Genomic DNA, 12,469 nt, shown 5'->3' on the forward strand with positions numbered 1-12,469 from the left:
TCACTTCCCTACCGCTTTGCGGTATTCCTGATAGCCCTGATTGCGCGAAAGCGCCGCGTCGACATCGGCGTTGCCCTGCGCCGCAAGCCACGTGTACAGGTCATCGTACAGCGAGGGGTTCATCGCAAGGAACGGCAACAGTTGGGCGTGCCGCGCGATCTGGAACTGGACGGTGTAATCACTGGTGGTCTTCGCCTGCTGCGAGGTGTACCCGCCGACCTGCACCATCTGCTCCTGCTTGTCGAAATCGCCGCGGGAGACACGCTCGAACACCGACCCCGGCTCGAATACCGGCTTGAAGTTCTGTTGCGGATCGGCAGATACCTGCGGCTGTTGCATACCCGGCTGCTGGGCTGCGGGCTGCCCTGCGGCGGGACGAGCGAAACGGCTGTAATCCTGCGACTCAGCGGTCTGCGATGCCTGCTGCGGTGCGGATTGAACGGGTTGCGTAGCCTGCATGACCGGAACGGCCTGCGCGGGCTGGGCAGCTTGTGAGCCTTGCGCGGCTGGAGCATACTGGGCAGTTGGAACGCCTTGCACAGCTGCAGATGTCTGCGAAGCGGAAGCGTCCATCGGTGTGAAGGTCACACGCGGCGCCTGTTGAATAGGCTGCTGCGCTGCCTGAGCAGGCTGTTGCGCCACCACGGGATCGGGACCGGCTTGCGCAATCTGCTCTGCAGGGGCTTGTACGGCAGATGCCGGGGATTCATGGGCCGGGGACTGATCAGCCAAAGATTCATCGGCTGATTGATTGGCCTGCTGACCCTCAGTGGTCGGTTGTTGCGCATTGACCGGCTGGCGCTGTGCATCACGGTCGCTCGCGGCACGCGCCGCCTGTACCTCATGGATTCGCTGTGCGCTGAACAAATCATGCACCGACACCACGTCCGGCTTTGACGGGTTCGAGGCGGGGGCTTCGCTCTGCTCGGATGCAACAGAGCCACTATTGGCGATGTCGGAGGGCATGTTGTCGGCAGAATCGCCTTGGGTGGTCTCGCTTTCGGCCTGATGCTGGCCGCCGACAGCCTCAGCCCTGTCCTGACCTGATGCCGACGAACCGGCATCCGACTCAGACGGCTGCTGCTTGGCTTGATTTTCCTGCTTGCTGCGTTTCTCGGCATCGGCGAACAGATCACGCGGTCCGGGCTCGTTCATACCTCCCGGCTGCACGGTCAACGGCAGCTCTTCGAGCGGATGCTGTTCGGCGAACTGACGTTGCTGGGTGACGGTGACCACGGGATCAGGCAGGATGGGCTGCGCACCGAACGCACGCGCCGGCGAAGTCCCGCGCTGCACAGGCATCGCACCGGAGGCGGACTGGCGAGAGACGGAATCGCGCTGACCGGCATCCGCACCGGCAACCGTATGCCCGGCGGGGGACGCTTGCTCTTGCGCTGTTTCTTGCCCCGGTTGGGCCTGCCGTTGATTATCCGACACGTTCTCGTCCACGGGCTGCTCCGGCTCTGTGCCAGCGAGCTTCGGCACATGCAGCGAGGCGTCGCGCAACTCACGCAGGCGGTCGGCGACATTCTGCGAACTGAACATCGCAGTCGGCTCACCGGCGCGCAGATTGAGGATGTCGTCCACGGACATATCGGATGGATCGGGCTCCTGCTTCGCGTCATCAGGGGCATAGGAGAACAGGTCCGTCACCTTGGGCTCGACCCGCTCCTGTGCGTCCACACGGATGAAATCGACGGGAATATCACCGAATTGCAGGCGAATCGGCGAATATTTCAGCTCGCATTCCACACCGGGCTGCAGCCGCGTCAGTTCGCCGTTCTCGCGGATCATATACGAACCGTTCGTGGAGTTGAGATCACGCACGTCCGCGGAACCGTCCTCATGCACCGTGAACAAGGCATGGCGTTTGGACATGGAGCGTTCGCTGTCGGGGACTTCAAGCCTTCGATTGCCGTCATCGGCAAGCGGGCGCAACGGTTTACGGCCGATTTCAATGCTCTCCCCCGGCTTTACATCCGTCTGTTCGGCGCCATTGACCTTGATGATCCACTGCTGCCCGGATCGCTGCTCAGTCACCTTGCGGCCTTCCTTTCGCCTGGTACGCGCAATTGCACACTACCTGCCATTGTGCCATGTTCTCCCTATTATCGCTCATAGCCTTGGAAGGTATTGACAAGTTCCACGCAATGACGTGTCGTTTCCGGACACCATCAGGTTGCGATCACCCACAAACTGTCTACGCTGACAACCCACCCAGTGTAGACAGTTTGTGAGGGGTGGACGGGGACCGCTCGGTGTGATTCCGCCGGATGCGATTCCGGTGGATGCAACACCCAAGACACAACAAAAACGACCCCGACCGCCCAATGGACGATACGGGGTCGTTACGCTCAAAAAACTCAAGCGAAATGGTGCGGCTCAAGCCGCGATCATTACTTGAGCTCGACGGTAGCGCCAGCCTCTTCGAGCTGCTTCTTGGCCTTCTCGGCGTCTTCCTTCTTGGCCTTCTCGAGAACCGGCTTCGGAGCCTCGTCCACGAGCTTCTTGGCGTCAGCCAGGCCGAGGTTGGTGATGGCCTTGACAGCCTTGATGACCTGGATCTTCTTGTCGCCAGCGGAGGTCAGGACGACGTCGAACTCGGTCTTCTCTTCCTCAGCGGAATCGCCAGCAGCCGGAGCGGCAGCGACGACAGCAGCGGCCGGAGCGGCAGCCTTGACGTCGAACTCATCCTCGAAGGCCTTCACGAACTCAGAGAGCTCGACGAGGGTCATTTCCTTGAACGCATCCAGGAGCTCTTCATTGCTGAGCTTAGCCATAATGGCTTCCTTTCAATCATGGCAGCGGGTTGGTTTTGGGTTGGTGTCCCGCGGCCTACATGTTTTTTTGTTGTTGAGATACCGATATCGTAACGGGCGAGCCCGCGCGAAATCAGGCAGCCTTTTCCTGCTTCTCGCGCAGAGCGTCGATGGTGCGCACGGCCTTGGTCGGCAGTGCGGTGAACAGGTACGCAGCCTTGGACATGGTGCCCTTGATTGCGCCGGCCATCTCGGAAAGCAGTTCCGGACGAGACTTGAGGTCTGCCAGCTGCTTTGTGCCCTCGGCGTCGTACACGGTTCCGTCGTAGAAACCGCCCTTGACGATAAGAGCCTTGTTCTTCTTGGCGAAGTCACGCAGGACCTTCGCACCGGCAATGGCGTCGCCATTCACGAAGGTGATGGCGGTCGGGCCGGCGAGCAGCTCATCGAGCCCCTCGATACCGGCTTCCTTTGCGGCGATGCGAGCCAGCGTGTTCTTAGCCACAGCGTAGGAAGTATCGCGGCCTAGCTTTTCGCGCAGCTCAGAGATCTGCGGAACGGTAAGCCCGCGGTACTCGGTCAGGTAAATCGCGTCAGCGTTACGGAATTTGTCCGTAAGCTCGGCGATCACCGCTTCCTTTTCGGGCCTCTTCATGGCGTTCCTTCCTAAGTCAACCGTTGACGTTCGGAACCGACCCACCAAACCGGGCAATAAAAAAGCCCTGCACACAGGCAGAGCACACTCGCCGCTTCAGCGGCTTTCTGTTCAACCTGCGATGGCTTGGCGAACCAATTTCGGCGACCTTGCGGTCACACCAACGGTCTGTGGTTTACAAACCGTTACTGTACGCGATGATGCGGACTAGCGGGACGCCGGCGTGTCGGGTCAGTAGCCGTGGCGGTTGGTGGTGTGTTGGATGGGCATCCAGCGGTTGTTGCGGTGCAGCACCGTCCAGCCGGCCAAGGTCACGGCAAGTGCCACGAATCCGATGATCACCGCCAGAACGCGGGCATCTCCGCGCGCATCCTGCGGGTATGGCGCCGGAACCGGCATCCGCACTCGATGCCCGGAAACCAGCAGGCGATGCGTGTTGACGCCGTACGGCGTGCAGGTCATGAGCGTGACCCTATCCTCGCCGGGTCTGATGCGCAGATACCGGTCGCCTTCGGTCGGCAGGATCACGGTGATCGAGTCCACCTGGTAAGCGAGCGTCTTCCCCATAACCTTGACGTAGAAGTCGTCGCCCTTGTTGAGCTCGTCGATACGGGTGAACATCAGCGCGTTGACCATGCCACGATGTCCGGTGAGCACGGCATGGGTGTTCTTGCCGCCGACCGGCAGCGACGTACCGTACAGGTGACCGGACCCGCGGTTCAGGGAGTTTGCGCTCGTGCCATGGTAGATGGGCAGGTTCACGGAGATTTTCGGGATGACGATCGAGCCCATGATGCCGTCGTTGGACGCGTTGAGCAGGCTCATGTACGTGGCGTCCTGCGCTGACATCGAATCGTTGTCGTCGTTGGTGGTGGAGCGGCCGGAGTCGGTGGTGAACGGGTCTTGCGCCTCGCCGATGGTCGGCTGGCCTTCGGCGGCGAGCTTCCTGTTGTAGGCGCGAGCCGCGGCAAGCGCTTCCTTGGCTTGCGGGTATGGCCATCCGCTCACGTTCTTGTCGACTTGCGCGGCGAGCTGGGCCTGATGCTGGTGGTCGATGAATTGCAACAGATACGGGTAACCGATGATGGAGACGCCGATGATGGCGCAGATGATGGCGATGGCGGTGAATATGCGCGCCTGCAGGCGCGCCGAGCGGGCCCTGCGCATGCGTTCGGCGTGGTCGGGTGCGAACAGTTCGGGCATGGTGCCCGGGTTGGGGACGAATGCCGTGGCGCCGGATGATGCCGTGCCGGATGGCGTGGTCTCGGTTGGCGAGGTGCCGTCGGTGGATGGTGTGTCTGGGCGGCTGACGTTGCTGGCGTCCTGCTGATCCGTGGTGTGCCCGCGGTGTTGGTTGTGTCGCATTGCCGCTCCTTCCGCTACAACCTTACCGTATGATGACGGCGAGCGACATCAGACGAACAACCCGCCACCCTCTACCGACGGTGAGCAGCACGTCTGCGTCGGCAGACGCAGGAGGGTAACCCTCTACCGACGGTGAGCAGGGTGTCAGTGTCGGCAGAGGCAGACGGGAGAGGAAATGCGTGGAGCCCTGCGGCTTCCGGATGCGGGGTTCCGTATCCGGGGCTTCAGGGCTCCAAGGGGGGCATGGCGCGGGGCGCTACATGGGCGCCGGGCGCGCCGCTACCACGTCATACGCGTTCAGGCCATCTTGGCGGCCTTGCGCGCGCGGACCGCGAACAGGGCGGCCAGGGCGACGATCGCCACGCCGATGACGCTGAAGAACGCGATGCCCGCGGCACCGGTCTTCGGCAGCTGCGTGATGGACTTGACGTTGGTCACATTCACATTGCCGCCGTTGTTGCCGGAGGCGGTGACGAGATTATTGCCGTCATGCTCGTTGGAGATGGTCAGCCCGTTGTTTTCGTAGTCACCCCAGCTGGTGGCATCGGTCGGCTTCGTGGAGGTGTCCTGCTTGTAGGTCGGTTTGATGGTCACCGTGAAGCTCGGCAGCAGGGCGTTGAGGTATTCGCTCGGGGAGGCGATCTCCTCGATGGTGTAGGTGCCGGCCTTGAGGCCGTTGAGGGAAACGGTGCCGTCGGCACCCGAGTAGAAGATGCCCTTGGCATTGTCCTCCGACTGGTCCTTGGGGGCGGCCGAAACCTGCGGCTTGGCTTGCGGGTTCGTCGTAAGGTTGGTCCACTTGGTGCCGTTCCATGCCAGGTAGCCGTCGGCATTCTTGATGGCGAACTGGGCGCCGGGGAGATTCTTGCCGTCGTAGCTCTTCTTGGTGATCTTGAACTTGTACGTGTACACGTACACCTCGCCGCCGGGCTGCTTGTGCTCGTGGGTCACGTCGTTCGGGATATGCGAGTAGCCGAGGATCGTCTCGTTCTTGTTCGGCATCAGGTTGGTGGCTTCGGAGACCTTTGCCTTGGAGTTGAGCGTGGCCTTGATCTTGACGGTGATCTTGCCGCCGGAGGCGACGGTGTGGTTGTTGGCGGAAACCGTGCCCGCGCGCATGTTCACGTAGTTCGCAAGGTCGATGGTCGTCAGGGTGCCGCCGTTATAGCTGTCCTTTGTGGAGAGTGTTCCGGCGCCGATCGTGGCGGTGTAGTCGGTATCCTTCGTCAGCGTGGTGGCATCGGAGGACCCTTCCGGGGTCACGGTCACGGATTCCACGGACTCGATGGTCAGGCCGGGCTCGGCATCATCGTAGATCTTGAGCACGCGGGCCTTGCCGGAATCCTTGCCCGTGGTATCGATGTCATAGCCCGTGTAGGACGGGATGGTGGCGGTCAGCTCGTAGTCCACTTCGTCGCCGATGGAGAAGTCCGGGTTGGCCTTCTTGCTGGCCTCGTCTGTGCCGTTGCCGTTCGTGACCTCCTTGGTGATGGTCGGGCGCGTGGCCTTGAGGTCGATGCTGCCCACACCGTTGTTGATGGTCGTGGAGATGTTGGCGGAATCGGTCAGCGTGTAGGTAGTCGACACAATCATCGGGGCGGAGTTCACGGCCGCGCCGGGGACAGCGCGATCGGTGGAATCGGCGAGGTCCGTGGTCTCGGTGATCAGGTACAGGCCCTGCGGCACGTCCTTGTTCTCACCGGTGGTCATCGTTTTGTCGGCCTTATACGTGGATTTGCCTTGTTCGTCCGTCAGCTTCTCCGCGAGCTTGTCGGCAAACTGGCGCATAACAGTGTCTTTGCTGCCATCGCCTTTATCGCCGCCCCACGACGAATCCGTCTCGCTCACTGCACCGTAGGTGGCCGCGATATAGCCCAGCGGGTTGTCGATGCCCTTATCCTTGTTGCAATACGAGAGATCGGCCTGGAAACCTGCCAGCAATGTGGCGTTCTTCGCGGTGTCCGTGATCTGGCCCATGACGTCCTCGATAACCGTCGTGTACGTGGGGTTGGTCTTCACGGTGAAGGAGCCCAGCGCAGTGCCGCTCTGATCCGTCTTCACGTGCTCCAGCCAGGCGAGCCTGTAGCCATTGAAGCTACGGTTCTGCGTATCGCCGCTGACGGGGTTGATCGTAATCGTGCCGTTATCGGCCGGGTTCTTGATCGTGCTCGTGTCGTAGCCGGCGGCATGGGCGGTGGTGAGGCCGAACGTGCCGAGCGCCACGACCATCGCGGCGATCAGCGCCACGATTTTCGTGATGGAGGAGCTTATAGCTTTCATGATCTCTCCTTGGTTTTCTCTTCCATAGGGAACTAGGATCTGGTCCCTTTTTCACGGGCATCCGCTTGTACGGCCACCCGTCCTGCCGCCGCCTCGTGTCTATGCGGGGCGGCGGAAAGTCTGTGTTGCTTTTCAGCTGTGGTTTTCAGTTATGGTTACTGCTTGGCCGCGTTTTCGCGGCTGCGGTTTCGCATCACCGACGGCGGCGTCCGTGCCACGCGCTGCGCCGTGCGAGGGCATACGATGCCGCCGACAGCGCCAGCAGACACGCGCCGATTATCAGCACGCGCCGTGGCGTCCACACACCTCCCGTCATAGGCAGAGAGGTGATGGTAGCCTCATTGGTCACCGTGCCGTAGTCGATGGTAAACACGGCCGATGCCGTCTTGCCGCCCACGCTCTTCCCAGCGATGGCGTCGCCAATCAAGTGTCCTGAAGGCGCCTTCGTCTCGGTGAGCTCATAGTACCCCCACGGAAGCCCCGACACGGAAAACTCCGACAACGCGCTCGCGCCCTCGGGCGATGTCACGGACAGCTTTCCCGCGTATCGTGTGCTGCACCGATTCTTGGAATCGGCGCCGACGGTGCACGACATGGCGTACCTGTCCTGTGAGGCGGTTCCTTTCGGCGCGGTGTACGTGATCTTGTAGACTCGCAGCGCCGAGGACTCAGTGGCAGAACTCGTCTTGTCGGCGTACTGGACGAGCTTCCATTCGGAGCCCTCCAGCGCTGTGCCTGAACCGTATTCCGTCTTCTTCCACGTTGCCGTGGCGGCCTTGCGGTTGTAGATCGGGTACGTGCCATCGGATTCCTGTGCGCCGACCTGATCCTGCACTCCGGAGCCGGTGGACAGGGCCTTGACGGTTGCCCACGCATCGGAGCTCGACGAGGCCGCGGCAATCACCGCATAATATGGCATGTCACCCAGCAGATATCCGCTTGGTGCCTTGGTCTCTTCAAGCAGGTAGTACGTGTTGAGCTTGAGGGAATCGTATTGGAAGGTCGAGGTGGTGTTGCTCCCGAAAGTCTGCACTGGGGTACAAGCATCGGGCTTGACCCCGTCTTCCGTAGTCACGCCATCGCATCTGGACAGTTTCCAAGTGGAGCCTAGGAGCTGTCTATGCGTTCCGTCGGACTGCACGGTTACGTCATACTTGGCCCAACGCACCCTGCCGTAGGATTTCGAATTCGGGATGGCAAGATTATCGCTGTCCCCTACGGTGCTCTTCTTCGATGCCGTGCCCGACACGACCATGGTGTAGGAGTCCTTGCTCAGCTCGTAGCCGCTCGGCGCCTGAACTTCGTTCAAGGTATACGTGCCGGCGGGCAGGCCAGTGACCTTGATGACGCCTTTTTCCGCATCGTCGTCGGCCAACACCGAACCACTGCCCTCCACATCGCAACTGGTAACTGAGGAGTCGGCGGCTCCGCCGTCGGCCACGCACCACACCGACCCGTCTTTACTCGTGATCTTCCATGCGGAGCCTTCGAGCTTCGTTTTTGCGTTGTCAGCATCCACCTTGCTCCACTCGACGGTGGTCTGCATGTTCGTGACGCCCGCGTCCGGAATGGTCGAACTTGTCACCTTACCGGCGGACAGTGTAAAGGTGTAGCAGGAACCTCCTGTTGCATAGCCGCTCGGCGGCGTCGTCTCGCACAGCTTGTAAGAGCCATCGGGCAGGCCGTTGACCTTGAACTGGCCGCCGGTGGCGTCGACATCGTTCCAGTACGGCGGCGTGGCGACGATGTTCAAGGTCATCATACCAGTTTTCGTTCCACTGTTCGGACCGGAGGCCGCGTCATAACCGGAGGCAGTGATGGTGACGTCGCCGGTGGAGAGAGCAGTCACGAGACCGTTGGAATCCACCGTGGCTTTGGAATCGTCCGAACTCGTCCAATCGGTAATCGTGACCTTTTTCTCACCGTCGAGCTGCGCGGTGAGCGTCTGCGTGCGACCGACGACCATCTCGTCGTTGCCGCCCACGATGACCTCGCCGTCGGTCTTAGGACGCACGGTAAGGTTGATCAGAGCCTGCTGGCCGCCTGCGGTCGCGGTAATCGTAGCGGTGCCGGCCTTCCGCGCCGTGACCAGGCCCGTGCCATCGACGGTGGCGACCGTCGTGTTGTCGGATGCCCATGTGACGCTCGCCGCGCCGGCCGGCTCGATGGTGGCGTTCAGCTGCGACGTGGTGTTCGCCTGCATCGTCATTGTGCCGTCATCCGCCACATTGCTGCCGGTCACGCTCAGCGAGGTGACGGAGCAGGACGGGGCGGTGTGGTTGGTGCCGTTCGATTCCTGGTCGAACACATAGGTGTCGTAGCCGGCGGCCAGATAGTAGTTCTTCGAGTTGTTGGAATCCCAGTGCGCGTTGGTCTGCGTAGTGCCCGCCTCATACGGCGTGTCGGTGAAGGTCACCACAAGGGGCAGCGCGTCGGCGTTCGTCACCGTGGCCTTGACCCAGTTGGAGCACGCCGGCTCCATCTCGATGTCGGCGTTGCTGAACGAGGCCGAGCCGTTCTTCACGAAGGCGTAGTGGAGGTAGTAGGCGTTCCACGACGGACGGCGTGGCTTGTAGTAGTAGATCGTGACGGGGCTCTTCCACGTCACGACGTTGGAGGAGGCCACTGTGATGTTGAAGGTGTCGGTGTAGCCCTGATACTGCGCGGTGATTGTGACCTGGCAACCGGATGCGGACGCGCAGGCGCCCGTCGTCACATTGCCGCCGGTCACCGTGGCGACGGAGGAATCGCTCGACGTCCACGTGGCGACGGACGGATCGGCCAGGGCCGTGCCGCCCTGGCGCAGCATGAGCTGCTGCTGTTCGTTGGGCTGCATGATGGATGCGCCGCGGATCTCGATGGAGCCGCCGGTATCGGTGGAGGTCGTTGAGCCGGAAGAAACCACACTCACCTGGATGGTAGATCTCTTGTCTCCCGCATAGGCCACGACTTGCGCACGGCCCGCCGCATGGGCCGTGATGAGGCCCGTGGAGTTGACGGAGACGACATTCGTGTCCGTGGAGGCGTAGCGGATAGCGGACGTGGCACCATCCGGCGTCACCGTCACCTTGGTCTGGTCGGTTTCGCCAGGCTTCAGAGACGTGCCCTTCGAAGACGTAAGGGTCAGGCCCGTGACATGTTCGGTCAAATCGTCGACCTCGTATTCGGCGTTCGTGTCTTTGTTCGTCAGAGACCATTTCGATCCGGGGAGTGGCGTGCTGCCGTCGGAGGCGACCTTCTTCCACGTGAGGGTGCTCGGCTCATCGCAGATGTTGTAAATGTTGGTGCCGCATACAGCCTTGCCATTGGCATCGGTATTCTTCACCATGTAGACACCGCTGGCGCTTTTGAGGTTGGTGTCCTGCCTCGCCCAGTCGGACGTCGTGCTCACGGTATACACGTGGTCGTTGTTCTTGTAGCCTTCCGGCGGCGAGACTTCGCGCACATAATAGGTGGCGTTGATATTCAGGCCGTGCACCTCGAGGCTTCCGCTTTGCGACGACCAATCGTTGGTCGAATTATCGGTAACGTACAGGATGGCGTTCTCATCCTTGCTGGCATCCTGCTCCTTGGCGAACACGCCCCACGAGGAGCCGCCTACAGGCACGCCGCTCGCATCGCTGCCGTATTTCCACCAGCCGATTGCGGCGCAGCTGCTGCCGCTCGACGCCCACGGCAGGTTATGGCGCTCCTGGTCCATGTCGATGACGGACGCGGTGCTGGCGCCGTTCGCATTGCCGGTGGGGTTGTTCATCATGAAGTCGCCGCCTACCCACACGCGGCCGTTCGTCGTCACATGGTCGTCGAAGGAACCGCTGGCAAGGAGAATGGAGCCAAGCATGGCGGCCGCCGGGTCGTCGAGCGACGCGTTGTTGTCCTTGCCGCCCGCGGCCGTGAGGCCTTCGTATGCCTTGCCGCCGCCAATCGTCACCGAGCCCGCGTTGCCGAAGTTCCACATGATGCTTTCGCCTGCGGTCACATAGGCCTTGCTGATCGACGGATCCACGGCATTCTTGCCGGGGGTGACGTAGCCGTTGGAGATCTCATCGTTGTTCCACCAGAAACGCCAGCCGGTGTTGAAGCTCACGGCATCGGTGGATGCCAGCGAGCTTCCATCGTCCTTGACGACGTTGATGATGACGCTCGCATTGGCCGGGATGTTGGAGAACGCGAAATCGAGGCCGCGGTAGCCGTCGGACTTCAGCTGGCTGAGCGTGACATTGAAGATCTGGTTGTTGGAGTGGCCGTCGCCCGAGAAATAAAGCACCTTCTCGTTGTTGATGCCCGAATAGGTCTGGGAGCCGACCGTGTAGTTCACGTGATCGTTGGTGAACGTCATGCCGTAGGACTTCGAGCGGTCGTACTTGTAGCGCGTATATTTGCCGGTGGGCGCCACACCGGTGGTGACGATGCCGTTGGCGGTCATCTGCGAGAGGTCCGACGACAGTTTGGCGATTTTACTGTCATAGTTCTGGGCGCCGGTGATGCCGCTGTCCTTCAGCCCCGTGGTGCCGGTGCCGCTCCATGTGACGGCGTTGGAGGATGTGTTCGTGTAGGCCTTCACCGATGGTGTGGTGGCGTCCCACACGGTGGACTGCTTGCCTGCGATATAGGCCTTGTAGTCGTATTCCTTGGAGGTGTTGGTGGCCTTGCTTTTGATGCCGACGGGAGCGTTCCATGCCTGCGCGTGGTCATCGTTGCCGCCGCCAAGGGTGGAAATAGCTCCCGGATTGCTGCCTACCTTTCCTCCCACGGCAAGGATGGTGGTGCCGGCGGCGGGAAGGTACTGTGCGCCGAAGGCCACCATGCCGAGGGTGAAGAACGATTTGCCGTCGGAGCCCTCTTTGATCGGGCGCGCCAGCAGGTCTCCCCTGACGACGGTCTGGCCCTCGGCCTCCGCCGCATAGGAGCCGTTGATGGCGTCGGCGTTCCATGTGGCGCCGGACTTCGGGGAGCCGATGTACATGTTGCCGCCCACGTAGGTGGCGATGCCGGTGTCGCTGGCGGTGATGTCGGTGCTGCCGTCGCCGTAGCGCACGTTCGTGGTGGGGTCGCATAGACCGGCGGTTGTGGTATCGGCAGCGGTGGCAGTGCGGCGGGAATCAATGGCGATTATCGGTGGCAGAATCATGCAGACTGCGAGAAGAAGGCACACGATGGAACAGGCACGGTGCGACAACGTCTCCCCATGGCGCGGGACGGCGCTGTGACACGCACGGCTGAGTTCTTCAGCTGCCCGGCGTTCATCACCTTGGACCCTGCTGCCATGCGATGGCCCCGGCCGCTGTATCCACACCATGTATCACCTTCCTCATCCGCCTGCCGGATACCCTCCAGACGGATACATCTCACGCGCGGCACCGGGCCAACCGCCACCCGGGAAGCCCCGAGGATGGCCCCTTGGGGCTTG

6 protein-coding genes are annotated in these 12,469 nt (G+C 61.7%); all 6 read right to left on the reverse strand.

The window, feature by feature from the left end:
* The 6 genes from ACTQYB_RS04355 to ACTQYB_RS04380 all read right to left on the reverse strand — a co-directional run bounded on the left by ACTQYB_RS04355 (position 1) and on the right by ACTQYB_RS04380 (position 12,190).
* Positions 1-2,040, reverse strand: a complete 2,040-nt coding sequence (locus ACTQYB_RS04355) for a variant leucine-rich repeat-containing protein (protein ID WP_441482004.1) — start codon at positions 2,038-2,040, stop codon at positions 1-3.
* A gap of 356 nt (positions 2,041-2,396) precedes the next feature.
* The gene (gene rplL / locus ACTQYB_RS04360; RefSeq protein WP_015451001.1) at positions 2,397-2,780 is read right to left on the reverse strand and encodes a 50S ribosomal protein L7/L12; all 384 of its coding nucleotides are present in this window, start codon (positions 2,778-2,780) and stop codon (positions 2,397-2,399) included.
* A gap of 112 nt (positions 2,781-2,892) precedes the next feature.
* Positions 2,893-3,414: a 50S ribosomal protein L10 gene (gene rplJ / locus ACTQYB_RS04365; protein WP_015451002.1), complete on the reverse strand. Its 522-nt coding sequence runs from the start codon at positions 3,412-3,414 to the stop codon at positions 2,893-2,895.
* Between the two features lie 231 nt (positions 3,415-3,645).
* Positions 3,646-4,779: a class C sortase gene (locus ACTQYB_RS04370; protein ID WP_441482005.1), complete on the reverse strand. Its 1,134-nt coding sequence runs from the start codon at positions 4,777-4,779 to the stop codon at positions 3,646-3,648.
* Between the two features lie 297 nt (positions 4,780-5,076).
* Positions 5,077-7,059 carry an isopeptide-forming domain-containing fimbrial protein gene (locus ACTQYB_RS04375; RefSeq protein WP_441482006.1) on the reverse strand — a complete coding sequence of 661 codons (1,983 nt, stop codon included), beginning with the start codon at positions 7,057-7,059 and terminating at the stop codon, positions 5,077-5,079.
* Between the two features lie 193 nt (positions 7,060-7,252).
* Positions 7,253-12,190, reverse strand: a complete 4,938-nt coding sequence (locus tag ACTQYB_RS04380) for a SpaA isopeptide-forming pilin-related protein (protein ID WP_441482007.1) — start codon at positions 12,188-12,190, stop codon at positions 7,253-7,255.
* Positions 12,191-12,469: the final 279 nt, after the last annotated feature.

It is taken from the genome of Bifidobacterium sp. LCP19S3_E9, assembly GCF_052121135.1.
Classification (GTDB): domain Bacteria; phylum Actinomycetota; class Actinomycetes; order Actinomycetales; family Bifidobacteriaceae; genus Bifidobacterium; species Bifidobacterium thermacidophilum.